Source organism: Streptomyces sp. NPDC041940 (assembly GCF_055589465.1).
This window is the reverse complement of sequence record NZ_JBVJBP010000014.1, coordinates 169,420-191,491: the sequence shown is the minus strand read 5'-3', so window position 1 is coordinate 191,491 and position 22,072 is coordinate 169,420. Positions and strand designations below refer to the sequence as shown.

Below are 22,072 nucleotides of genomic sequence, written 5' to 3'. Positions count from 1 at the left end.
ACGTGCTCGTGACGCCAGTTCAGCAAACCCCCACCCCTCTGCGCCGGGAAGCCCTGCACGCCGGGATCGTCGATCCGGGCATGGACTCGATGCGGCTGCTCAGCGAGACGGCGATGAGGTTCCCCGAGGCGCTGTCGTTCTCGTCGGGTGCGCCCCACGACGGTACGCACGACCTCACGAAGCTCTCGTACTACGTCGACCGGTACATCGCGCACCTGCGGGAGCAGGGGGTGCCCGAGCAGCGCGTCACCCGGCTGCACTTCCAGTACGGACCCGTCAACGGGTTCATCCGGGAAGAGGTCGCCCGGATGCTCGCCAAGGACGAGGACATCGATGTCGCGCCCGATGCCATCATGATCACGCACGGCTTCCAGGAGGCGGCACTCGTCGCCCTGCGGGGGCTGTTCCGCTCGCCCGACGACGTACTGCTGTCCGTGTCCCCGGCGTACGTCGGTATTCGCGGCGCCGCCCGCATGCTGGACATTCCGGTCAAGGGCATCACCGAGGGGCCCAACGGCCTCGAACCGGAGGCCGTGGCCGCCGCCGTGCGTGCCGTGCGCGCCGAGGGCAAGCGGCCCGCCGCGCTCTACCTGGTCCCCGACTTCTCCAACCCGTCCGGCACGGTCGTACCCCTGGAGGCCCGGCGGCGGCTGCTAGCGCTGGCCGCCGAGGAGGGGTTCACCATCCTGGAGGACAACCCGTACGGGCTCTTCGCGGACGACGAGGAGCGGCTGCCGACGCTGAAGGCGCTGGACACCCGCGGTGACGTCGTCTACCTCGGCTCCTTCGCCAAGTCCGCGTTCCCGGGCGCCCGCCTCGGCTATCTGGTCGGTGACCGGGAGGTCGTCGGCGAGGACGGCACCCGGCGCACCCTCGCCCAGGAACTCTCCAAGGCCAAGGCGATGTTCACGGTCGGCTCGTCCTCGCTCTCCCAGGCCGCGATCGGCGGCATCCTCGTCGACGCCGGCTACGACCTGCGCTCCGCCACCCGCGACCTGGCCGCCGTCTACCAGGAGCGGCTCGCCGCCACCCTCGACGCCCTCGCCGAGCACTTCCCACCCGAGCGGTACGCCGAGCACGGCGTGCGCTGGAACCGGCCGCGCGGCGGCTTCTTCCTGGTCGTCGAGGTGCCCTTCGAGGCCGACCTCGTCGCCATGGAACGGTCGGCCCGCGACTACGCGGTCAGCTGGGCGCCGATGAGCATGTTCCACCTCGACGGCAGCGGCGAACGCGCCCTGCGCCTCGGCTTCAGCAACCTCACGCCCGCCGCGATCCGCGAGGGCATCGCCCGCCTGGCCCGCTTCATCGAGGCCGAGTCCACGTCCGAACCGGAGGCCACCTCATGAGCAACAGCCCCACGCGCCCCGTGGCGGTGATCGTCGACGGCTACTCCGCCGGCAACTTCTACCCCGCCGCCTTCGCCGCGTACGGCACGGACGTCGTCCACGTCCAGTCCACCCCGGAGCTGATCCCGGCGATGGCACCGCCGGACCTCACCGCCTACCGGGAGAACATCGCCGGACACGGCGACGAGAGCGCCCTCGTCGAGTGGCTGCGCGCCCTCGGCCCCGTGTGCGTGATCGCCGGCCAGGAGTCGTCCGTGCCGCTCGCCGACCGGCTGAGCGAGGCGGTCGGCGTCCCCTCCAACGGCTCGGCGCTGTCACCGGCCCGCCGCGACAAGTACGAGATGATCGAGACGCTGCGCCGCGCCGGGGTGCGCTGCGCGCGGCAGCTCAAGACCGACGACCCGGACGCGGCGGTCGACTGGGCCGAGGAGCACGGCAGTTACCCGGTGGTCGTCAAACCGCTGAGCTCGGCGGCCTCCGACGGCGTCTTCGTCTGCGACGGCCCCGACGCGGTCCGCGCGGCCGCCCGGACCGTCCTCGACGCCCCGAACATGTTCGGCCTCGCCAACACCGAGATCCTCGTGCAGTCCTATCTCAAGGGCACCGAGTACATCGTCGACACCGTCAGCTGCGGCGGCGAGCGGTACGTCTGCGGGGTCTGGGAGTACGAGAAGACGCTGCTGCCGTCCGGCAAGAACATCTACAACCGCGACCTCCTCGCCGACCCGTACGAGAACCCGGTGGTCGCCGAGCTCACCGCGTACGTCGACGAGGTCCTCGCCGCCCTCGGGGTCGCCTGGGGGCCGGCCCACGCCGAGGTCATCGTCACCGACGAGGGCCCCGTCCTGGTCGAGATCGGCACCCGCCTCAACGGCAACATCAACGCCCCCTTCCACGACGTGTGCCTCGGCCACAACCAGGCGGCGCTCACCGCGCGGGCGTACACCCGGCCCGACGAGTTCCGCGCCGAGTACGCCGGCCGGACGTACACGAGGCTTCAGCCCGCCGTCGTCTACAACGCCCCCACCGAACTCGACGGTGTCGTCGACAGCGTCGACGAGGCGGCCGTGGCGGAGATCCGCGGCCTGGAGAGCGTCTTCCTCGCGGCGGTCAAGTACGCGCCCGGCGCCCGGATCAGGCCCACGGTCGACCTGCTGACCAGCTCGATGCGGGTGTTCCTCACGGCGCCGGACGAGACGGCCCTGACGGCCGGCTACGAGAAGGTCCGCGCGCTCAAGGACGCCGTGTACCGGGTCGCCTGACCCCCGCTCGCTCCCCGCTCCTGTCTTTGTTCTCTTCCCTCTTCCACGACTTGCTTCCCGGAGGTCTGTCATGCACAGCCGTATCGGTCTCTTCCTGTCCCCCGTCCACGAGACCGGCCAGGACCCGCACCTCGCGATCCGCCGCAACCTGGACCTCGTCGAGTACGTCGACGACCTCAACTTCGACGAGGCGTGGTTCGGCGAGCACCACACGCTGGGCTGGGGCCTGGTCGGTGCGCCCGAGACGCTGATAGCCGCCGCCTCCCAGCGCACCACCCAGATCAAGCTGGCCCACGGCGTCGTACCGCTCTCCGGCCACCACCCCTTCCACGTGGCGAGCCGGGCGGTCCACCTCGACCACCTCACCCGCGGCCGGTACATCCTGGGCGTCGGCCCGGGCGTGCCCTTCGACGCGAAGATGTTCGGCCTGGAGCAGCCGGTGCAGCGCCGCCGCCTGGAGGAGGCCCTGCCGACGGTCCTGGAGCTGGTCAACGGCGACGAGCGGATCACCCAGCAGACGGACTGGTTCGACCTGCGCGACGCCAAGCTCCAGCTGCCGCGCTTCAGCCCGCAGGGCATCGAGGTCGCGGTGGCGACCTCCGGCACCTCGCAGTCCAGCCCGCGCCTGATCGGCCAGTACGGGCTGAGCATGACCTCGTTCGCGCTGCCCTTCGCCCTCCTCACGCCGGGCGCCCCCGCGCACATCAACCTGGCCCACCAGTGGAAGTACGCGGAGGAGGCCGCCGCCGAGCACGGGCAGACCCTGGACCGCGACAAGTGGCGTATCGCGCTGCCGGTGCACGTGGCCGAGACCCGCGAGGAGGCGTTCGCGGACGTCCGCGAGGGCTACGACCGCTGGCTGTTCGAGTACTTCGGCAAGGCGGCCGGCCGTGAGGTCCTCAGCCCCGACGTGCCGCGCGAGAAGGCGCTGGAGGCCCGGGTCGAGGCGGGCGGCGCGCTCGTCGGCTCGGTGGACGACGTGGTCGCCGGCATCGAGCGGCTGCACGAGATCACCGGCGGCTTCGGCACGCTGCTCGTCTACGTCGCCGACTGGACGTCCTGGGAGAAGACCAACCGCAGCATGGAGCTGCTGGCCCGTCATGTCGCCCCCCGCATCAACGGCTCGGCGGCCCGGCCGCAGGAGGCGGTGGACTTCGCGATCGCCAGCCGGAAGAAGTAGCGCGCTGTAGCACCTGGTGCGAGGAAGCGTCCTCGCCGAGCCCGCCGTATGCCACGTCATGTCACGCGAGGCCGGGCCGCTGCGTCGGCCCGGCCGTGCGTCCCACCCGATCGGAAAGAACTCATGCTGGAGCAACGCTCGTTCCGCGACATACTCGGCCGGTTCACCACGGGAGTGGTACTGGTCACCGCCGACACGGCCGAAGGCCCCAAGGGCATGGCGGTCAACTCCTTCACCTCCGTCTCCCTCGACCCGCCGCTGGTCGCCCTGTGTGCCGCGGACACCTCCTCGACCTGGCCGGCGATCCGCGAGGCCGGCTCCTTCGCGGTCACGATCCTCGGCGACCGGCACGCGGAGCTGTGCCGCCTGTTCAGCACCAAGGGCGCCGACCGCTTCGCCACAGGCGCCTGGTCCACGACCCGTGCCGGGCATCCCATCCCCGCCGACGGTCTCGGCTGGCTGGACTGCCGTATCACCACGGTCCATCCGGCGGGCGACCACGAACTGGTCATCGCCGAGGCCCTGGAAGGCGCCCTGACGGCCCAGGCGGGCCCCCTGGTCTTCCACGCCGGCCGCTTCACGGCCCTGGCAGCGGCCTGACCCGCCACCCTCCGGACACGGCCCGACGCCACTGCCTCCGGCGGCGGAACGGGTGGGGCACGGGGTCCCGGCCGGGGGGGGGACCGGGTCCAGCCGGGGGCACGCAGTCCCAGCCGGGGACACCGGGTCCAGCGCGGGCACCGGGTTCCGCACAGACACCGGATCCCGCCGCGGGCAGGGCCTCGGCCATGGCTACGGGCCCTGTTCCAGCACTGATCCAGCTCAGGCACCGAGTCCCAGTCGCAGGCACGGCCTTCATCGTGGCTACGGTCCCGTTCCCGCACCGGGACCGGGCGCTGTAAGGGCCGGGCCGCCAGGCACGACGCGGCACCCCGCACCGGGGTGGCCGAGGTTGCCGGACCCGGAAGGGTGGGCCGACCGGAGCCGTCGCTCACCACCCGCCACACCGGCACCCACATCAGCACCCACCCGCACCCGCACCTACCCTCCCCGCCCGCCACCCGCCGATCCGAGGCCACCGGCGTCCTCGGCCCGGCGCGGGGCACAGCCCGGCTGGACGGTTCGCCCAGCCGGGGACCCGACCCACTCCGCCCCGGGACCCGACTCCGAGATCCGCCCGCCCCGGCCCTGGGCCCGGCTCCGTGCTCCCCCTGCCCCCGAACTGGCCCCGCCCCGGACCCGCCCCGGGACGCGTTCGTCGCGTCGACGCCCATGAGAAAGGCAACCGCGTGTCCCACACCGATCCGATACCCGAGGCGCTCACCCTCCCCCTGCCGCCGGATGCCGGGCCGGAGGCCGACCTCCGCTTCGTCCGGACCGCCCCGCGTCACCTCGTCGACCGCAGCGCCGTGGCCGAGGTACTGATCACCGACTGGAGGCGGCTGGGCCCCGACACGTTCCGGCTGGGCGCGCAGTGGCCGCGCGGGCATCACTTCTACGCCCCCATCGCGGGTGCCTGGTACGACCCCCTGCTCACAGCGGAGTCGCTACGGCAGGCCTCCGTCCTGGTCGGCCAGACGTACTACGGCGTCCCGGCGGACCATCACTTCACCATCACCGAACTGGAGTTCGAGGTCGTGCCGGGTGTCATCCTGCTCGGCACCCGCCCCGCCGAGATGCGCCTGGAGGCCGCGGCCACGGCCGTCCGGGGCGCCACACACCGCCACGGCCCCCCGACCGCGCTCACCCTGGAGGCCGACCTGCTGCGCGGCGACGACTTCGCCGGCGCGGGACGGCTGACCCTGCGCGCGTCCGCCCCCCGGGACCCCGCCGCAGGGGAGGGCGGCGGGTACCCGCCCCTGCCCGACCCCGTGCCGCCCGCGATCGTGGGCCGCCTCGACGAACGCGACGTCGTCCTCGGCGTCCCCCGCTCCGCCGCCGCCCGCCGGGGCCTGAACTGGGACCTGCGGATCGACCCCGGCCACCCGGTGCTCTTCGACCACCCCACCCACCAGATCCCCGGCATGGTGCTCCTGGAGGCCGCCCGCCAGGCCGCACAGGCGGCCTGCGCCCCGTACCGCGTGCTCCCCGTGGAACTGCGCAGCGCCTTCCACGCCCCCCTGACCCTCGACCTCCCCTGCCGCATCTCCGCGACCCGGCTCCCCGCGCAGGACGCGAGCGAGGACGCCGCGCTCCGGGTCACCGCGTGGCAGTCCGGCCGACTCGCCTTCGACAGCCTCGTGGTGGCGAGCCTGTGCGACTGAAGGAGGACCGGAAGGATCCTCAGGACACTTCTACGGCGGCTCGGCCAGTTGTGCCGTGCAGTACGCCGTGACGTTCCGCTCACCGCCCGCCGCGGCCACGAGACGCTGCCAGACCGTCTCGTTCACGCCCTGGCCGTCTCCCCCGACCTCCCGGTAGTCGCGGCAGTCGTCCTCGGTGGCCGGGGCGGGGGCCGGGCGTTCGGGGCCGTCGTCCGCCGGGAAGCCCGCCGCGCCGAGCAGCCCCATGGCGACACCGACCAGCATCAGACCGGCGAACAGCACGGAGAGCGTCGTCCGCAGGGACGGCCCCGGGTGGCATCGCCCCCCGGGCCCCCGGTCGTCCCGGCGGCGGGCACGGCCGCGGTGGGCCCCGGCGTCCCGGGCCGCCCGGAAGGCGGCCACGGCCCGCTGCTCGGCCTCGGCGTCGACACCGTCCCGGACAAGGGAGGCGACGATCAGCGCCTCGACTTCGGCGTCGGGAAGGGCGGGGCGGGAACGACGGCCGGGAAGCCCGCCGCCGCTCTGCCGTTCACCCATGTCCGATTCCGTTCCTGCTCGAATTCTGCTCGGTTCCTGCTCGGTTCCTGCTCGGTTCGTGCTCGGTTCGTGCTCGATCCGCACGGCCGCACGGCCGCCGGGCCACCAGTACGTCCCGCGCGTCCGGCCTGTTCAGGACGGAGCGACCGCGCTGTCCCTCCGGCCCCGCCGGAGAAGCTGAGCGTTGTTCACGTCGACTCCCCCAGCGTCCGGGGAGCCTCATCCGTCACACCCTCCGCGCCCAACTGCCGGGCGAGGCGCCTCAGCCCCCGGTACGCGGCCGTGCGTACCGCGCCCGGCCGCTTGCCCAGGACGCGCGCGGCGGCCGGGCCGTCGAGGCCGACCACGACACGCAGCAGCACGGCCTCGGCCTGGTCGCGGGGCAGCCCGCGGACCAGCTCCAGGGCGTGCTCGGTGGACAGGGCCTCCAGCGCCTGGTCGTGCGTGCTGTGCGGCCCGGGCAGGTCCAGGACGTCCTGTTCCAGCACGGCCGGCCGGGGCCGTACCCGCTGCCGGCGCAGATGGTCCAGCGCCCGGTGCCGGGCGATGGTCGCCGTCCAGCCGCGGAAACCGGCCCCGTCGCCCTGGAACCTCCCCAGGTCCCGGGCGATCTCCAGCCAGGCGTCGGACGCCACGTCCTCCGCGTCGTCCCCGACCAGGCCGCGCAGATAGCCGAGCAGGCCGGGCTGCACGAGCCGGTAGGCGACCGCGAAGGCCGCCTCGTCGCCCTGCTGGGCCCGCGCGACGGCCGCGCCCAGTTCCCCGTCGTACGCCCGCATGCGCCGGGGTGCCGCTCCCTGACCCACGTACCGTCCCCGTCCGTACCGAGTGCGCGCCCTCCCGTTCCACGCCCTCAGGGTGATCAGCGCCGGTGCGGGCGGAAGTGTCACAGCGCGTCAGGCGCCCGGAGGCCGACCACCGTTCGGGTCAACCCGACCCGCCGTCCTCGGGAGCGCCGGCCCGCGGAGGTTTGGGCCAAGTGACGTACCGGGGAGCTCTGCACGGGATGCAACCGCCCCACGAAAGGCGAGCGCCGTATGCCATCTCCCCTCCTGCGCACCGCCGTCGCCACCGCTCTGGCCCTCGGTGCCCTCGGTCTGGCCCAGCCCGCCCGGGCGTCGTCCTCGGACGGCGTGTACACCGTCCGGGTGCCGGACGGTGACCCGCACAAGCGGTCCCTCGCCCCGCGCACCACCGAGCCGTTCAGCATGGTCGGAGTCACCTGGGCGGACCCGGACGCCGCCCTGGACGGCACCGCGTATGTGCGCACCCGCTCCCGCGAGAGCGGCGAGTGGAGCGCGTGGCGGGCGCTGGACACCGATGTACGCACGCCCGAGAGCGGCCCCGACCACGACCACTCCGGGGTGCGCGGCGGCACCCAGCCGCTGTGGACCGGGCCCTCGGACGGCGTCCAGGTGCGCGTCTCCGGCGGGCGGCTGCCGCGGGGGCTGCGCGTCGAACTGGTCGACCCCGACGGCGGGTCGGACGCCGTGCAGACCTCGGTCGTCGAACCGGCCCCCGGAGCGCTGCCGCCGGCCGGCCGCCCCACCGTGACGTCGCGCTCCGCCTGGGGCGCCGACGAGTCCCTGGTGAAGGACCCGCCCACCTACACCTCCGGCACCCAGGCGATGTTCGTCCACCACACGGCGGGCACCAACGACTACACCTGCGCCCAGTCGGCGTCGGTCGTGCGCGGTGTGTTCCTCTACCACGTGCAGAGCAACGGCTGGAACGACATCGGCTACCACTTCCTCGTCGACAAGTGCGGAACCGTCTTCGAGGGCCGTGCGGGCGGCATCGACAAGCCCGTCCTGGGCGCGCACACCTACGGTTTCAACACCGCCACCAGCAGCGTGTCGGTGCTCGGCGACTACTCCACGGCGACCACCAACGCCGCGGTGCGCGCGTCGGTCGCCAAGGTGGCGGCCTGGAAGCTCGGCCTGTACGGCCTCGACCCGGCCGGGACCGTGGTGCTGACCTCCGGTGCCGACAACGGCAAGTACCAGACGGGCCAGAGGGTCACGCTGAACCGCATCTCCGGGCACCGCGACGGCTCCCCGACGGAGTGCCCCGGACAGAACCTCTACGACGACCTGCCCGAGATCCGCTCCCTCGCCTCGAAGGCCGGCACGCTCGTCGCGCCGCAACCGACTCCGGAACCACAGACGCAACCGCGGCCGGAACCAGGGCCGGACTGGGAGCAGGAACTCGCCGAGCTGGGAATCGAGGGCATGCTCGCCCGCTGACGCTACGGCCGGGGCGCCGTGCCCACCGCGTCCCGGCACAGCAGCCGCAGCGATCCATGACCGCCGTAGCAGCGGCGGGCCTCGTCGATCGGGTCCCAGAGGCGCCCGTCGGGGGTGCGTATCCAGTGGTCGCCGCCGGTGGCCCACCACTCGGCCCCGGTCTGCCGCGCCATCACCTCACCGGCATAGGCCCCGAACCCGCGCAGCACCTCCTCCACGGCCGCGTACGGCGCTCCTTCCCGCCGTATCCCGTCGATCATGCGGTCGATGCTCCACAGACTCTGTGCCGAGTAGTCGAGGCGCAGTCGTGCTCCCTCGCGCATCGTCGCCACCGTGTCCGCCGCCCACCGCAGCGGCTTCGCAGCCGCCGATGGCCTGGTCTCCTGCTGAGTCGTCACACCTCTTCAATGCGCTGCGGGGCGGCGTTTCGTCACGCGGAATCGGCGACTTTCCGGAAGTGGTGCAGGACCGCCCCACCTCGGTCCTACGACAATCACAGGACTCTTTCAGGAACGAGGTTTAGCCCCGCTGCCGGGTCCGGCGGGAGACCACGGCGCGCAGCACCCGGCGTCCCTCCGTCGACACCTCCAGCGCCCGCCGCAGCCCGGCCGGACCGTGTCCGGCCAGGACCTCCAGGACGACGACCTGGCGGCGCAGTTCGGCGGCGACGAGCGGCGACATGCCCTCCGTACGGCCCTGGCGACGGGTGTCGACCGAGGAGGCCTCGTCCGGGGCGGTGTCGAGGAGGCGGTGGATCTGGAGGGAGGCGACTGAGCAGGCGTCGGCCCACACCCGCACCGCGGCGGCGGACCGCTCCGCGGGGGCGGCCTCGAGCATCCGGTGGGCGAGCGCGACCGCCTCGTCCCCGTCGCCGGCGGCGTCCAGCTTCCCGCGCGCCTGCTCAAGACCGTCACCCCAGTCGCCGGGACCGGCGTCGTCGGTGAGGCTCGCCCACAGCGGCCGCAGGATCTCGTCGTCGCCGCCCAGCAGGGGCACGCACCGATCCAAACAAGCCAGCCCGCTCGCGGCCAGCCCTCGCTCGTCGGCCTGTGCGATCAACTCCACCAGGCTCATCCACGCCTCCCTCCGCGGGCCATCTCCAGGGCCCAACCAGGCCGCTACCAGCCCTCGCCCCTCACGGAACCCGCACTTCCCCTTACTGCGCGCAACAGCCCCGGAGTGTCACAGGGGCACCACGCCGAGTCTGTCGAGGAAACGGAAAAAGAGGTTTTCGGCCAGAGGATCAGGGTCTGAAGTCAGTACGTCCACCAGGGCGTCGGCGTTCACCTCGTGTCCGGCCTCGGCGGCCCAGCGCACCGCGCGCTCGGCGGCGTCGCCGGGTTCGAGGAAGTAGTCCTCCAGCGTGAGGCCCTCCCGGTCCGCTCCCAAGTAGCCGGCCATCGCGGTCCGCGCGAGACAGGTCGTCCACGCCCCGCTCTGAGGCGCCGCGGCCTCCAGCACCACGCACTCGCTGTTCATGACGTACCCGAAGAGCGCGGGCGCCCCGGTCTCCCGGGCGAGGTCGTTCATGTTCCCGATGTCGCCCTCGCCGCTCGGGTACTCCCACAGCTGCCAGCCGCCGGACGCCGAGCTGTGCGGTGTCATACCGCCCTCGGCCCCCGGCAGCGCGGCCAGCTCCGCCAGTGGCTGCTCCGCTCTGCCCACGACGAAGTAACCCCAGTAGCCCATGTTCCGGTTCCCCCCGGCATATTCGATCCGACTCCCGTCAGAAGACCACCACAGTCGTACGGGAGTTCGCAGCCGTATGGGCCAATTCGTGGGGAGTCAGCCGAGCCTGTCCGCCAGCGCCCGGAACTCCGCCCAGGACAGCTCGGGCCGGTCCGGGTCCCACAGCTTCTGGACCGTCGCCCGCAGCGGCATCCGGATCCCGGCCGCCACCTGGTCCTGCGTCTGCGAGTCGGCCAGGTCGCACCAGACGGCGAAGTTCCCGCCGAGGATCTGCCCGTCGTAGCGCTCCGGCACCGCCGTGCTGCCGCGCAGCACCCGTGGCGTCCACTGCTCGTAGATCCGCTGCCCCGTCGGATAGACGAAGGTCTGCGGCTCGCCGAGCACGTAGTACAGGTACTCGTCGTTGTAGTTGATCACCTTCCGGCCCGCCTCCAGGTACTCCAGGGGCTCCCGGGCGCCGATCTCCTTGCCGGTCCAGTAGGCGACCTGGATGTCCTTGTCGGGCTCGACGGACGTGCCGCGGAAGAAGCCGTCGTTCCACGCGCGCGGGGTGCGGTCGTGCTCGCGGACGGTGGCGGCCCGGTCGTTGAGCCAGCCCGTGGTGAGGTCGGCGACCGTGGCGCCGGAGCCGTACTTCTTCTGCGCCGCGGCGGCCAGCTGCGGGAACGCCGCCTCCGGGTCGGAGCGGACCAGCGCCTGGTACTCGTCGGCCCCGAGGTGCCAGGGCTTGCCGGGGAAGAGCTCCGCGTACTCGTTCAGCAGCTCGTCGACGATCTCGGCGCTCTCGGGCTTGGAGATGTCGATGGCGCCCTGCACCGCCGACCCCTGCGCGGTGCGCAGCTGGAGGTCCGGGTGGGCGCGCAGGACCGCGCCCAGGTGCCCGGGCGAGTCGATCTCGGGCACGACGGTGATGTGCCGGCTCTCCGCGAGGTCGATGATCTTCCGCACCTGCGCCTTGGTCAGGTGCGGCTGGGACACGATCTCCGGCTGCGTGTCGGACTGGATCCGGAACCCCTGGTCGTCGGAGAAGTGCAGGCCGAGCTGGTTGAACTTCAGATCGCCCAGCTCCCGGACCCGGTCCTCGATCCAGCCGGCCGTGAAGTTCTTGCGCGCGATGTCCAGCATGAAGCCGCGCTGCGGCTTGGCCGGCTCGTCCCGCACCACGCCCTCGGGCGCCGTGCCGCCGTCGTGGGTCTCCTGCTTGAGCGTGCGAGTGCCGTAGAAGACGCCCGCGTCGGTGGGCCCGGTGATCTCCGCGCGCCCGTCGCGCACGGTCATGACGTACGACTCCGGGTTCGCCTTCTTGTCGCCGCCCAGCGCCAGCCGCAGGTCCCCGGCGCGCCGGTCGTCCTTCTCGCCCGCGTAGGTCAGCCCCAGCTCACCGGCGACCAGCCGTCCCTCGTCGGCCAGCGAGGCGTCGTCCACGACCACGCGGTCGCCGCTCCCGGGCTGCCAGCCCGGGCCGCGCGCCGGCTCGTGGTCGCGCACGGCGGGGATCGTCCGCGGCGCCTTGGACAGGGCGTACGAGCGGCTGGGACTCGGGCTGCTCTCCGGCGAGGTGCCCTGCGGGGCGGCAGCGGTCCGGCCCTGGGAGGGTCTGGCCTCCGTCCCCGTGGACCCGCCGTCACCGTCCGAGGCCGCCCAGAGCCCGAGACTCACCCCGGCCGCGACCATGACCAGTGCGACGGCCATGGCCACGACCAGCACTGGCCGCTGTTTCACCTGCTTCGCCGTTTCCCGGCGCCTGTGCTGACTCACACGGCCAACCTAAAACCCATGGCCGCCCGGCGCGCGTCCACCACACGTTCCGAAACTCTCTCCCCCGGGTGAAATTCGGGCATCCGTCGGACACGTCTCGGTCGCACTCGATAGCGTGACGTCACATCTCTCACACCTTGCCCTGCCGACACACGTGACGCCCACGAGGATCCACGCTGCCCGCGCACCATCTCCCAGACCTCCCCGGCCGAGCCGCCATACCGGTGGAGCACGTCAACGCAGCCTCCGCGCAGGAGCTGGAGCAGACGCTCCTCACCTGCTTGCGCAGCCACCGCTGGTCCCGGCGTGTCGCGGAACACCGCCCCTATCCGGACCTGGCCTCCCTGCTCGCCGCCGCCGACGAGGCGGCGTACGACCTGGCATGGGGCGATCTCACGGAAGCCCTGGCGGCCGAGCCCCTGCCCGCGCTCCCGCCGGACACTTACGCCGCGGCCCACACGGCCCTCAGCGCCGCCTACGCCGCCTACGAGGCCCGCTTCGGCCATGTGTTCGTCATCTGCCTGGACGGGGTGTCCCCGGGAGGGACCCTCGATCGTCTCCTGGAAGCCGTCCGATCACGATTGACCAACGATCCCGAGGAAGAGCGAGCGGTGGTGGCCGATGAGCTACGGCGCCTGGCGAGAGAACGGCTGATCGACACCCTCCTCAGGGGCGCGGGGAACTGCGCGATCAACCACAGCGAACCCGCACCCGGCCGATGACAGGACACCCCACCCCCTGGCCGCACTAGCCCACCTGTACCTCTTTGCATGCCAGTTTGATCACACCCAGGGACCCCGGCGCAGCCCAGCGGCAGCACATCGCTACGATGCTGGGGGCCGGTGGACCGTACCCGGCCGGGCCCGACCGACACACCAAGCCGGCGCGGCCCCAATCCCCGCTCCCGGAGGAAACTTCCGTGCCGGCTGGAACGCTGTACCGCGGCCGGGAAGGAATGTGGTCCTGGGTGGCTCATCGAGTCACCGGCGTCCTCATCTTCTTCTTCCTGTTCGTTCACGTGCTGGACACCGCTCTCGTCCGCGTGTCCCCTGAGGCCTACGACACCGTCGTGGCCACGTACAAGACGCCGATCGTCGCGCTGCTGGAGTACGGCCTCGTCGCCGCCATCCTCTTCCACGCGCTCAACGGCCTGCGCGTCATCGCCGTCGACTTCTGGACCAAGGGCGCCCGCTACCAGAAGCAGATGCTCTGGACCGTCGTCGCCCTGTGGGCCGTGCTGATGCTCGGGGCCATCTACCCCGTCCTCGGCCACGCCGCTCGTGAACTGTTCGGGAGCTGACGCCAATGTCCACGTCTGAGAAGACCGCCGCCGGCGTCGGCCCCGTCGAGGGCGACGCCGTCTACACCGTCGACAACCCGGCCCCCTTCATCGAGGCCCCGCGCAAGCGCACCAAGAAGTCCCCGAAGTCGACCCGGGGCAACTTCGAGATGGCCGCCTGGCTGTTCATGCGCCTGTCCGGCGTGGTGCTGGTCGTGCTGGTCCTCGGCCACCTGCTGATCCAGCTCGTGCTGGACGGCGGCGTGTCGAAGATCGGCTTCGCCTTCGTGGCGGGCCGCTGGGCGAGCCCCTTCTGGCAGGTCTGGGACCTGCTGATGCTGTGGCTCGCGATGCTGCACGGCGCCAACGGCCTGCGCACGGTCATCAACGACTACGCGGAGCGCGCGAACACCCGGCTGTGGCTCAAGGGCCTGCTCTACACCGCCACGGTGTTCACCATCCTGCTGGGCACGCTGGTGATCTTCACCTTCGACCCGAACATCCGCTAGGCACGGGGCTGCGAGAATCATGAAGATCCACAAGTACGACACCGTCATCGTCGGCGCCGGTGGCGCGGGCATGCGCGCCGCCATCGAGTCGACGAAGCGCAGCCGCACCGCGGTCCTGACCAAGCTGTACCCCACCCGCTCCCACACGGGCGCCGCGCAGGGCGGCATGGCCGCCGCGCTGGCCAACGTGGAGGAGGACAACTGGGAGTGGCACACCTTCGACACGGTCAAGGGCGGTGACTACCTGGTCGACCAGGACGCCGCCGAGATCCTGGCGAAGGAGGCCATCGACTCCGTCCTCGACCTGGAGAAGATGGGCCTGCCGTTCAACCGCACGCCGAACGGCACCATCGACCAGCGCCGCTTCGGCGGCCACAGCCGTAACCACGGCGAGGCCCCGGTCCGCCGCTCCTGCTACGCGGCCGACCGCACCGGCCACATGATCCTCCAGACGCTGTACCAGAACTGCGTCAAGGAGGGCGTGGAGTTCTACAACGAGTTCTACGTCCTGGACCAGCTGATCACCGAGGTCGACGGCGTCCGGAAGTCGGCCGGTGTGGTGGCGTACGAGCTCGCCACCGGCGAGATCCACGTCTTCCAGGCGAAGTCCGTGGTCTACGCGTCCGGCGGCTGCGGCAAGTTCTTCAAGGTGACGTCCAACGCGCACACGCTGACGGGCGACGGCCAGGCCGCGGTCTACCGCCGGGGTCTGCCGCTGGAGGACATGGAGTTCTTCCAGTTCCACCCGACCGGCATCTGGCGCATGGGCATCCTGCTGACGGAGGGCGCCCGTGGTGAGGGCGGCATCCTCCGCAACAAGGACGGCGAGCGCTTCATGGAGAAGTACGCGCCGGTCATGAAGGACCTCGCGTCCCGTGACGTCGTCTCCCGCTCCATCTACACGGAGATCCGCGAGGGCCGCGGCTGCGGCCCCGAGGGCGACCACGTCTTCCTGGACCTGACGCACCTCCCGCCGGAGCAGCTGGACGCGAAGCTCCCGGACATCACGGAGTTCGCCCGCACCTACCTCGGCATCGAGCCGTACACGGACCCGATCCCGATCCAGCCCACGGCGCACTACGTCATGGGCGGCATCCCGACGAACGTCGAGGGTGAGGTCCTGGCGGACAACACCACCGTCGTTCCCGGTCTGTACGCCGCGGGCGAGGTCGCCTGCGTCTCGGTCCACGGCGCCAACCGCCTCGGCACCAACTCGCTGCTGGACATCAACGTGTTCGGCAAGCGCGCGGGCATCGCCGCCGCGGAGTACGCGCAGACGGCGGAGTTCGTCGAGCTGCCGGAGAACCCGGCGGAGCTCGTGGTCGAGCAGGTGGAGCGCCTGCGCGACTCCACCGGCACCGAGCGCGTGACGGCGATCCGCCGCGAACTGCAGGACACCATGGACGCCAACGTCATGGTGTTCCGCACCGAGCAGACGATCAAGACCGCGGTCGAGAAGATCGCGGAGCTGCGCGAGCGGTTCAAGAACGTGTCGATCCAGGACAAGGGCAAGCGGTTCAACACGGACCTGCTGGAGGCCATCGAGCTGGGCAACCTGCTCGACCTCGCCGAGGTCATGGCGGTCTCCGCGCTCGCCCGCAAGGAGTCCCGCGGCGGTCACTACCGCGAGGACTACCCGAACCGCGACGACGTCAACTTCATGCGGCACACCATGGCGTACCGCGAGGTCGGCGCCGACGGTTCCGAAACCGTCCGTCTCGACTACAAGCCGGTCGTCCAGACCCGCTACCAGCCGATGGAGCGTAAGTACTGATGGCTACCCCTGTTGTGGACAAGGCGGAAGCGGCCGGCCAGCCCGAGCCCGGCTTCGCCGACTCCCCCTACATCACCGTCACCTTCCGGGTCCGCCGCTTCAACCCGGAGGTCTCGGCCGAGGCGTCCTGGGAAGACTTCCAGCTGGAGATCGACCCCAAGGAGCGCGTCCTCGACGGCCTCCACAAGATCAAGTGGGACGTCGACGGCACGCTGACCTTCCGCCGCTCCTGCGCGCACGGCATCTGCGGCTCCGACGCCATGCGGATCAACGGCAAGAACCGCCTCGCGTGCAAGACGCTGATCAAGGACATCAACCCCGAGAAGCCGATCACGGTCGAGCCCATCAAGGGCCTCACGGTCCTGAAGGACCTCGTGGTCGACATGGAGCCGTTCTTCCAGGCGTACCGCGACGTCATGCCCTTCCTCATCACGAAGGACACGAACGAGCCGACGCGTGAGCGCCTCCAGTCGGCCGAGGACCGCGAGCGCTTCGACGACACCACGAAGTGCATCCTCTGCGCGGCCTGCACCTCGTCGTGCCCGGTCTTCTGGAACGACGGCCAGTACTTCGGCCCGGCGGCCATCGTCAACGCGCACCGCTTCATCTTCGACTCGCGCGACGAGGCCGGAGAGCAGCGCCTGGAGGTCCTCAACGACCGCGACGGCGTCTGGCGCTGCCGCACGACCTTCAACTGCACGGACGCGTGCCCGCGCGGCATCGAGGTCACGAAGGCGATCGCGGAGGTGAAGCGGGCGCTGATCACGCGCCGCTTCTGAGGTCTTCCTCCGCAGCTTTCGAGGGCCCCGTTTCCGCTGGGAACGGGGCCCTCGGGCATATGCCATACCTTCGGGTGAAGACCTCCGGGACGGACGTGTGGGCCGGGTCCGACCTACGATGATGCTCTCGACACCAGTTCCCAGGAGGCACCTGATGTCCGCAGCTTCCGTCGAGCAGCCCTTCGACCACGAAGAGCCGGTCACTCTCACGACCATCGCCGACGAGATCATGGAGCGCCATCCGGGCTACCGCGTCGAGATCATCGGAGGCCATCTCCTCGTGACCCCGTCCCCGGATGCTCCTCATGCCCGCGCCTTGACCAAACTCATGCGCCCGTTCATCGCAGCAGGTCTGGACGACGGCGAAACCGAGGTCCTCCAGAACGTTGGACTCTGGCTTCCCACAGGCACCGAGGACTACGCCATCCCCGATCTCGTGGTGGTGGACGCCGACATCGACGAGCACTTCGTCGAGAACAACGCGTACGATCCGGCCTGCTTCCGCCTCGTCCTGGAGGTCACCTCCGGCAACTGGAAGGACGACCTCAAGACCAAGGTCGCCGCATACGCCGAGGCCAAGGTGCCCGTCTACGTCGTCGTCGACCGCAAGCACCAGCGCCTCCACGTCCTGACCGACCCGGCCGGAAGCACCTACGAGAACCACCGCCCCCATGCCCCCGGCGAGCTCGTCACTCTCCCGGACTCCATCGGCGCCAAGGTGACCCTCGAAGTGGCGGAGATCCTCAAGGCCGGCCGGCCGAAGACGAGCGACTGAGTCACAACTGGCTCAGGATCGTGGGGTCCGTGATCTTCGTGTCCGCCGCCAGGAGCATCGCCTTGCTCAGGATGACCGCCAGCACGCGGTCGCCCTCGAAGGGGAGGTAGCCCGTCCCCGGGGCGGCCGGGTCGGACTTCGGGACGATGCAGAGGTACTGGTCGTTCGGGGTCATGAGGATGTTGCCCGAGCCGAGGTGGATCTTGTAGGTGTGGCGTTCGCCCTTCACGTGCAGGAAGCGGGCCTCCAGGGTGCAGCGGTCGGCGATGGCCAGGCGGGGTATCAGACGTCGCAGCAGCGCGCGCCGCGTTTCGGCGCTCTGGTTCAGTTCGCCGAAGCCGTACGACGTCCAGTACTCCCGGAAGCGGCCGCCGGGGCCGCCGTCCTGCCAGGTCGGGTCGTTGCCGATGCTGGCCACGCCGACGAACAGGTCGACGTCGCGCAGGACTTCGGAGAGGACCAGGGGCGGGATGTCCGTCAGAGGGAGCGGGTCGACGGGGTCCTGGCCGTCGCGGAGCCACATGCCGTACTCGCCGCCGGAGCAGTGTGCCGAATTCTGCGGGGCGTCGATCGGATAGAAGCGGACCTGGTCGGTGCGCAGGCGCAGATAGCTGCCGGAGTCGGTGGTGTCGACGCCGTAGTCCTCGCCGTCGCCCTCGATCCAGTACTCGGCACGCAGGCCCCACTGGGGCAGCTCGCGGGTGGCCGGCGGGGCCGAGTCGTCGACGCAGAGGCGGAGCTTGTTGCGCCAGCCTCGGACGGCGGCCAGGGAGTGGAACTGGTGCTGGCGCAGGATGTGGGCGGCGAAGCGGTTGGAGTAGGTGCCGGTGGCGCGCTCGGCGTCCGTGAGCAGGTAGATCTCGCGGTGGGCCTGTTTGAACGGCTGGGTGATGCCGTGCCGTTCCAGCCAGTCGCGCCAGGCGACGATCTCGGCGGGTTCATGGCCGGCCGGGTGCCAGAGTTCGACCCGTGTGCCTTCCGTGAGCGGTTCGTCGGCCAAGGTGCGCAGCTCGCCGTCCGCGAATCCGGCCGTCGTGCCGTCGACGGTCCACAGCAGGCGGCGGGCCAGGGTGCCGACCAGGGGGTGGTCGAGGTAGCGCTCGCGCCAGGCGGTGTACGACCAGGTGCGGCGGGCCAGGAACTGACGGTCCAGGCGCTCGCTCTGCGCGGAGAGCATCTTGTCGATGTCCTTGAGCCCGGTCTTCAGCTCCTTGAGGTCGTCGGCGTGGTCGCGCTTCACGGCGGCGGGCACGCTCTTGACGGGCTTGCCCTCGGCGTTGCGCCAGCCGAGCACGGCCCGGGTGCCCTGGATCTCCAGCAGCGCGGTCGCCGCGCCGAAGCGGTGTTCCGCCCGGCCGACCTCGGTGAGGTCGTAGGCGGGGACCGCCAGTTCCTCGATCTCCTCGCGGCTGAGGCCGAGCGCGCCGGCCCGCGCCTCGAGGGCCGTGTCGAGGAGCTTGGCGGTGTTCTTGTACGTCACGCGGGTGGCCAGCCGGGCGAGTTCGGCGAGGGCGGCCTCGCTGTCGATGCGGGCGAGCGCGACGACTCCCGCGTTGGCGACCTTGGGATTGCGGGGTCCGATGCCCGCGGCCTTCCGCAGTGAGGTCTCGACGAGGGCACCGAGGGCCCGGGCCGTGTCGGGGTGGGGCGGCAGGAGGGAGAGAAGCCAGGCCAGGCCGCGCAGGGCGGTCGCGTTGTACGGGTCGTAGGCGTTGTTGATGTCCGGCTCCCACGCGCGGCGCTCCAGCGGGAGGGTGCGGGGGCGTCCGACGAGGGCGAGCCAGGAGTGAAGCCGTGCGCGGACGTGGTCGGTGCCGAGGGTGTCGAGCAGGGCGCGGGCGCCCTTGTCCCACCTGGCCGTGGGCTTGGAGGCGGTGGCCGTGAGGGCGTGGGCGAGGAGGGCCTGCCATTCGGGGGCCGTGGCGTCGCGCATGGCCTGGTCGGCCCATTCCTCGCCGACGTTGAGGACGGGGTCGGTGAGCTGCCCGGCCAGCTCCGTGAGGTCGTCCGCGCGGTAGGCGTCCAGGGCCGCGCGGCGGACCACGGCCACGACGGGCGCGGGGAGCAGGCGGCCCACGGCCAGTTCGGCCCGGGCCAGCACGTCGAAGCGGACCGCGTACCAGAAGGACTGGTGCCGGGCCAGGTCGGCCAGGGCCCGGTGCCGCTCGACGGCCAGCGGGTCGTCGGTGAGGCCTTCGGAGACCAGGCCGCACAGGGCGAGATGGCGGCAGCGGGCCTCCGTGTCGTCACCGGCCTGGTGGAAGCGGTCGGCCAGGGCGTGCAGCAGCTCGCGGCGGCGCTCGGCCGGCAGGTCCCGGAGCTGGTCCAGCACCTGCTCCCAGCCTCCGCCCCAGGCGCCACGGCTGGAGTCCATGATGCGCAGTGCCTCGTCGGCGACCCGGCCGATGTCGCCGTCGGCGATCCTGTTGCGCAGCCGGTCCGTGTGCGACCGGGGTGTGCGGAAGGCGCTCATCAGCCACCGACCAGGGGGACGAGCTTCAGGAACGTGACCTCGGTGCCGAGCGGCAGCTCGATCTCCTCGTCCGGGTTCGTGATCTGACGGTCCCCCACCAGCACCAGGAAGCCGTTCCCGGCGAAGGCGCGCAGGGCCAGGGCCGTCTGCGCCTCGGGGTCGATGCGGCGGGGTGTGCGCACCGCGTAGCCGTTCAGTACGCGCTCGGTGTCCTCGGGCTGGACGAGCCCCTGGAACACCTCGGGCGTGCGGGCGTTGTACTCGGCGACCTCCTGGAACACCCGGCGCCGGATCAACTCCCGCGCGGTCAGCCGCTCCTCGGCGATCTCCAGCCCCCAGGCCGTCCGCCGCTCCCCCGCTGTCGTCTCGTCGACGAACGTCACGATTGCCATGCCGCAGACAGTACGAGGCACCACTGACAATCACCGCGACCGCGTGTTGAACACGTTCAAAAAAGGGTCTACAGTCATCCTCGACAGCGTTTTGAACGTGTTCAAGAAGGGTGGGGCAATGGACCGCACGGTCATCGCCTACGTCATCTACCTGCTGGTCAGCGTCGCGTTGACCATCTGGGTGGCTCGCACGCTCAGCCGGAACGGGAAGGTGTTCCTGGCCGATGTGCTGCACGGCAACGAGAAGCTCGCCGATGCCGTCAACCACCTGCTGGTGGTCGGCTTCTATCTGGTCAACCTCGGGTTCGTGGCGCTGTATCTGAGCGGGGACGAGACCATCACGGACACGCGCGGTGTCTTCGAGGCCCTTTCGACCAAGCTCGGTGTGGTGCTGCTGGTGCTCGGCGTGATGCACCTGGCCAACGTCTATGTGCTGAACCGGATCCGGCGGCGGGGTGTGATGGAGCGGGAGCAGGTGCCGCCCGTGCCACCGCAGGGCTGGGCGGCGCCGTCGGCCCGGGCCTGAGCGGAGACCGGTATGAACGCCACCGCACCGGTCCGCCGGCTCACCGTTCTGTACGACGCCGAGTGCTCCCTGTGCGCGTTCCTGCGCGACTGGCTCCTGCGGCAGCGGCAGCTGGTGCCGCTGGAGCTGGTCCCGGCCGCTTCCGAGGAGGCCCGGCGGCGGTTTCCCGGACTCGATCACGGCGCCACCCTCGACGAGATCACCGTCGTCGGCGACGCCGGGCAGATCTACCGGGGGCCCGCCGCCTGGGTCGTCACCCTGTGGGCGCTGCGCGAGCACCGGCCGCTCGCCCACCGGCTGAGCACCCCGTCCGGCGCCCTGCTGGCCAAGGGCGCGGTGCTGGCCGCCGCGAAGTGGCGCGGGTCGCAGTGGGGCGGGACGGGGTGGGGCGGCCGGGTGTACCGGGGCGCGGACGGGTGGGCGTACGCGCCGGACACCGGCTGGACCTACACCGCGCCGGGCTGCGCCGACGGCACCTGCGCCCCTCGGTAGCCGCACCGGTGCTGACGTTAGGCTCTCTTCCCGTGTCCGCGAAGAACGACGGCCCCGACGACGGCGCCACCCCCACGAAGTCCGAACAGACCCGCGCCCTGATCCTGGAGACGGCCATGCGGCTGTTCCAGGAGCGCGGCTACGACAAGACGACGATGCGGGCCATCGCCCAGGAGGCCGGGGTCTCCGTCGGCAACGCGTACTACTACTTCGCGGGCAAGGAGCACCTGATCCAGGGCTTCTACGACCGGATCGCCGCCGAGCACCAGGTGGCGGTCCGGGAGATCCTGGACCGGGAGACCGACCTGGAGACCCGGCTCGCGGGTGTCCTGCGGACCTGGCTGGACATCGCCGCGCCCTACCACGAGTTCGCGGTGCAGTTCTTCAAGAACGCCGCCGACCCGGACAGCCCGCTCAGCCCCTTCTCCCCCGAGTCGGAGCACGCGCGCGTGGAGGCCATCAGCGTCCACCGGGAGGTGCTGGCCGGGGCGACCAAGACGAAGGTGCCCGAGGAACTGCGGGACATCCTGCCCGAGTTGATGTGGCTGTCCCAGATGGGGCTCGTCCTGTACTGGATCTTCGACCGTACGGAGGGGCGGGAGCGCAGCTACCGGCTCGCCGAGCGCGGGGCCCGGCTCACCTCGCGGGGTGTCGCCCTGGCCCGCTTCCGTGTGCTGCGGCCCCTGGTGCGGGAGGTGCACGAGCTGTTCACGGACTTCCTGCCGGGGATGACCCGGGCGATCCCGGACCCGGCGGCGCGGCGCACCGAGTCCTAGGCCGCGCAGGGCATC

Annotated in this window: 23 protein-coding genes; 15 read left to right on the top strand and 8 right to left on the bottom strand. The window is 71.4% G+C overall.

Going from position 1 to position 22,072, the window contains the following annotated elements:
• Nucleotides 1-8: 8 nt before the first annotated feature.
• From ACZ6I3_RS24135 to ACZ6I3_RS24115, 5 genes are all read left to right on the top strand, one after another.
• On the top strand, nucleotides 9-1,346 hold the full coding sequence (locus ACZ6I3_RS24135) for an aminotransferase-like domain-containing protein (RefSeq protein WP_469417245.1): 1,338 nt from the start codon (nucleotides 9-11) through the stop codon (nucleotides 1,344-1,346).
• On the top strand, nucleotides 1,343-2,608 hold the full coding sequence (locus tag ACZ6I3_RS24130; RefSeq protein ID WP_469417244.1) for an ATP-grasp domain-containing protein: 1,266 nt from the start codon (nucleotides 1,343-1,345) through the stop codon (nucleotides 2,606-2,608). Before ACZ6I3_RS24135 ends, ACZ6I3_RS24130 begins: the two co-directional genes overlap by 4 nt.
• Before the next feature lie 70 nt (nucleotides 2,609-2,678).
• Nucleotides 2,679-3,788, top strand: coding sequence for an LLM class flavin-dependent oxidoreductase (locus tag ACZ6I3_RS24125; RefSeq protein ID WP_215119158.1), 1,110 nt, complete (start codon nucleotides 2,679-2,681; stop codon nucleotides 3,786-3,788).
• A 123-nt stretch (nucleotides 3,789-3,911) separates the two neighbouring features.
• Entirely contained in the window at nucleotides 3,912-4,388 is a 477-nt protein-coding gene (locus tag ACZ6I3_RS24120) for a flavin reductase family protein (RefSeq protein WP_469417243.1), read from the top strand.
• Between the two features lie 689 nt (nucleotides 4,389-5,077).
• Nucleotides 5,078-6,052 carry a ScbA/BarX family gamma-butyrolactone biosynthesis protein gene (locus ACZ6I3_RS24115; protein WP_469417241.1) on the top strand — a complete coding sequence of 325 codons (975 nt, stop codon included), beginning with the start codon at nucleotides 5,078-5,080 and terminating at the stop codon, nucleotides 6,050-6,052.
• Nucleotides 6,053-6,082: 30 nt separating this feature from the next.
• On the opposite strand, the gene ACZ6I3_RS24110 is transcribed toward ACZ6I3_RS24115, so the two are convergent.
• Together ACZ6I3_RS24110 and ACZ6I3_RS24105 are read right to left on the bottom strand one after the other, a co-directional pair.
• A complete protein-coding gene (locus ACZ6I3_RS24110) occupies nucleotides 6,083-6,589 on the bottom strand; it encodes a hypothetical protein (protein ID WP_469417239.1) in 507 nt (168 codons plus the stop codon).
• Nucleotides 6,590-6,777: 188 nt separating this feature from the next.
• Nucleotides 6,778-7,395, bottom strand: a complete 618-nt coding sequence (locus ACZ6I3_RS24105; RefSeq protein ID WP_469417238.1) for an RNA polymerase sigma factor — start codon at nucleotides 7,393-7,395, stop codon at nucleotides 6,778-6,780.
• Nucleotides 7,396-7,626: 231 nt separating this feature from the next.
• On the opposite strand from ACZ6I3_RS24105, the gene ACZ6I3_RS24100 reads away from it, so the two are divergent.
• A complete protein-coding gene (locus tag ACZ6I3_RS24100; protein WP_469417237.1) occupies nucleotides 7,627-8,835 on the top strand; it encodes a peptidoglycan recognition protein family protein in 1,209 nt (402 codons plus the stop codon).
• 2 nt (nucleotides 8,836-8,837) lie between these two features.
• Here ACZ6I3_RS24100 and ACZ6I3_RS24095 read toward each other — a convergent pair whose 3' ends face one another.
• The 4 genes from ACZ6I3_RS24095 to ACZ6I3_RS24080 all read right to left on the bottom strand — a co-directional run bounded on the left by ACZ6I3_RS24095 (nucleotide 8,838) and on the right by ACZ6I3_RS24080 (nucleotide 12,198).
• Nucleotides 8,838-9,233, bottom strand: coding sequence for a hypothetical protein (locus ACZ6I3_RS24095; RefSeq protein WP_469417236.1), 396 nt, complete (start codon nucleotides 9,231-9,233; stop codon nucleotides 8,838-8,840).
• Nucleotides 9,234-9,354: 121 nt separating this feature from the next.
• On the bottom strand, nucleotides 9,355-9,909 hold the full coding sequence (locus ACZ6I3_RS24090; protein WP_469417234.1) for a hypothetical protein: 555 nt from the start codon (nucleotides 9,907-9,909) through the stop codon (nucleotides 9,355-9,357).
• Nucleotides 9,910-10,017: 108 nt separating this feature from the next.
• Nucleotides 10,018-10,524, bottom strand: coding sequence for a hypothetical protein (locus tag ACZ6I3_RS24085; protein ID WP_469417232.1), 507 nt, complete (start codon nucleotides 10,522-10,524; stop codon nucleotides 10,018-10,020).
• A 96-nt stretch (nucleotides 10,525-10,620) separates the two neighbouring features.
• Nucleotides 10,621-12,198 carry a beta-N-acetylhexosaminidase gene (locus ACZ6I3_RS24080; protein WP_469417307.1) on the bottom strand — a complete coding sequence of 526 codons (1,578 nt, stop codon included), beginning with the start codon at nucleotides 12,196-12,198 and terminating at the stop codon, nucleotides 10,621-10,623.
• Between the two features lie 308 nt (nucleotides 12,199-12,506).
• Here ACZ6I3_RS24080 and ACZ6I3_RS24075 point away from each other — a divergent pair, with 308 nt between their 5' ends.
• From ACZ6I3_RS24075 to ACZ6I3_RS24050, 6 genes are all read left to right on the top strand, one after another.
• Nucleotides 12,507-13,004 (top strand): 2-oxo-4-hydroxy-4-carboxy-5-ureidoimidazoline decarboxylase, encoded by a 498-nt coding sequence (locus ACZ6I3_RS24075; RefSeq protein WP_469417231.1) that lies wholly within the window; start codon nucleotides 12,507-12,509, stop codon nucleotides 13,002-13,004.
• A gap of 197 nt (nucleotides 13,005-13,201) precedes the next feature.
• The gene (gene sdhC, locus ACZ6I3_RS24070; protein ID WP_184591193.1) at nucleotides 13,202-13,582 is read left to right on the top strand and encodes a succinate dehydrogenase, cytochrome b556 subunit; all 381 of its coding nucleotides are present in this window, start codon (nucleotides 13,202-13,204) and stop codon (nucleotides 13,580-13,582) included.
• 5 nt (nucleotides 13,583-13,587) lie between these two features.
• A complete protein-coding gene (locus ACZ6I3_RS24065) occupies nucleotides 13,588-14,070 on the top strand; it encodes a succinate dehydrogenase hydrophobic membrane anchor subunit (protein ID WP_469417230.1) in 483 nt (160 codons plus the stop codon).
• Between the two features lie 19 nt (nucleotides 14,071-14,089).
• Nucleotides 14,090-15,844 (top strand): succinate dehydrogenase flavoprotein subunit, encoded by a 1,755-nt coding sequence (gene sdhA / locus ACZ6I3_RS24060; RefSeq protein ID WP_469417228.1) that lies wholly within the window; start codon nucleotides 14,090-14,092, stop codon nucleotides 15,842-15,844.
• On the top strand, nucleotides 15,844-16,623 hold the full coding sequence (locus ACZ6I3_RS24055) for a succinate dehydrogenase iron-sulfur subunit (protein ID WP_399019041.1): 780 nt from the start codon (nucleotides 15,844-15,846) through the stop codon (nucleotides 16,621-16,623). The genes sdhA and ACZ6I3_RS24055 overlap by 1 nt, the downstream gene beginning before the upstream one ends.
• Before the next feature lie 154 nt (nucleotides 16,624-16,777).
• Nucleotides 16,778-17,398, top strand: a complete 621-nt coding sequence (locus tag ACZ6I3_RS24050; protein WP_469417227.1) for a Uma2 family endonuclease — start codon at nucleotides 16,778-16,780, stop codon at nucleotides 17,396-17,398.
• 1 nt (nucleotide 17,399) lies between these two features.
• Here the strand turns inward: ACZ6I3_RS24050 and ACZ6I3_RS24045 are convergent, their stop codons facing one another.
• Together ACZ6I3_RS24045 and ACZ6I3_RS24040 are read right to left on the bottom strand one after the other, a co-directional pair.
• Nucleotides 17,400-19,871: a DUF4132 domain-containing protein gene (locus ACZ6I3_RS24045; RefSeq protein ID WP_469417226.1), complete on the bottom strand. Its 2,472-nt coding sequence runs from the start codon at nucleotides 19,869-19,871 to the stop codon at nucleotides 17,400-17,402.
• On the bottom strand, nucleotides 19,871-20,263 hold the full coding sequence (locus ACZ6I3_RS24040; protein ID WP_469417224.1) for a hypothetical protein: 393 nt from the start codon (nucleotides 20,261-20,263) through the stop codon (nucleotides 19,871-19,873). The genes ACZ6I3_RS24045 and ACZ6I3_RS24040 overlap by 1 nt, the downstream gene beginning before the upstream one ends.
• Before the next feature lie 118 nt (nucleotides 20,264-20,381).
• Here ACZ6I3_RS24040 and ACZ6I3_RS24035 point away from each other — a divergent pair, with 118 nt between their 5' ends.
• Genes ACZ6I3_RS24035 through ACZ6I3_RS24025 form a run of 3 tightly spaced genes read left to right on the top strand, consistent with a single transcriptional unit; the run spans nucleotide 20,382 to nucleotide 22,057 of the window.
• Nucleotides 20,382-20,789, top strand: coding sequence for a hypothetical protein (locus ACZ6I3_RS24035; RefSeq protein ID WP_184591204.1), 408 nt, complete (start codon nucleotides 20,382-20,384; stop codon nucleotides 20,787-20,789).
• A 12-nt stretch (nucleotides 20,790-20,801) separates the two neighbouring features.
• A complete protein-coding gene (locus ACZ6I3_RS24030; RefSeq protein WP_469417223.1) occupies nucleotides 20,802-21,281 on the top strand; it encodes a thiol-disulfide oxidoreductase DCC family protein in 480 nt (159 codons plus the stop codon).
• A gap of 32 nt (nucleotides 21,282-21,313) precedes the next feature.
• Complete coding sequence (locus tag ACZ6I3_RS24025; protein WP_469417221.1) at nucleotides 21,314-22,057, top strand: TetR/AcrR family transcriptional regulator; 744 nt, start codon at nucleotides 21,314-21,316, stop codon at nucleotides 22,055-22,057.
• Nucleotides 22,058-22,072 lie beyond the last annotated feature (15 nt).

Bases quoted from the DNA above. Each gene is read 5' to 3' on its own strand.
- ACZ6I3_RS24035 (WP_184591204.1), top strand. From the start codon at position 20,382: ATGGACCGCACGGTCATCGCCTACGTCATCTACCTGCTGGTCAGCGTC.
- ACZ6I3_RS24050 (WP_469417227.1), top strand. From the start codon at position 16,778: ATGTCCGCAGCTTCCGTCGAGCAGCCCTTCGACCACGAAGAGCCGGTC.
- ACZ6I3_RS24065 (WP_469417230.1), top strand. From the start codon at position 13,588: ATGTCCACGTCTGAGAAGACCGCCGCCGGCGTCGGCCCCGTCGAGGGC.
- ACZ6I3_RS24110 (WP_469417239.1), bottom strand. From the start codon at position 6,589: ATGGGTGAACGGCAGAGCGGCGGCGGGCTTCCCGGCCGTCGTTCCCGC.
- ACZ6I3_RS24125 (WP_215119158.1), top strand. From the start codon at position 2,679: ATGCACAGCCGTATCGGTCTCTTCCTGTCCCCCGTCCACGAGACCGGC.
- ACZ6I3_RS24040 (WP_469417224.1), bottom strand. From the start codon at position 20,263: ATGGCAATCGTGACGTTCGTCGACGAGACGACAGCGGGGGAGCGGCGG.
- ACZ6I3_RS24120 (WP_469417243.1), top strand. From the start codon at position 3,912: ATGCTGGAGCAACGCTCGTTCCGCGACATACTCGGCCGGTTCACCACG.
- ACZ6I3_RS24090 (WP_469417234.1), bottom strand. From the start codon at position 9,909: ATGAGCCTGGTGGAGTTGATCGCACAGGCCGACGAGCGAGGGCTGGCC.
- ACZ6I3_RS24130 (WP_469417244.1), top strand. From the start codon at position 1,343: ATGAGCAACAGCCCCACGCGCCCCGTGGCGGTGATCGTCGACGGCTAC.
- ACZ6I3_RS24100 (WP_469417237.1), top strand. From the start codon at position 7,627: ATGCCATCTCCCCTCCTGCGCACCGCCGTCGCCACCGCTCTGGCCCTC.
- ACZ6I3_RS24055 (WP_399019041.1), top strand. From the start codon at position 15,844: ATGGCTACCCCTGTTGTGGACAAGGCGGAAGCGGCCGGCCAGCCCGAG.
- ACZ6I3_RS24085 (WP_469417232.1), bottom strand. From the start codon at position 10,524: ATGGGCTACTGGGGTTACTTCGTCGTGGGCAGAGCGGAGCAGCCACTG.
- ACZ6I3_RS24045 (WP_469417226.1), bottom strand. From the start codon at position 19,871: ATGAGCGCCTTCCGCACACCCCGGTCGCACACGGACCGGCTGCGCAAC.
- sdhA (WP_469417228.1), top strand. From the start codon at position 14,090: ATGAAGATCCACAAGTACGACACCGTCATCGTCGGCGCCGGTGGCGCG.
- ACZ6I3_RS24030 (WP_469417223.1), top strand. From the start codon at position 20,802: ATGAACGCCACCGCACCGGTCCGCCGGCTCACCGTTCTGTACGACGCC.
- ACZ6I3_RS24080 (WP_469417307.1), bottom strand. From the start codon at position 12,198: ATGGTCGCGGCCGGGGTGAGTCTCGGGCTCTGGGCGGCCTCGGACGGT.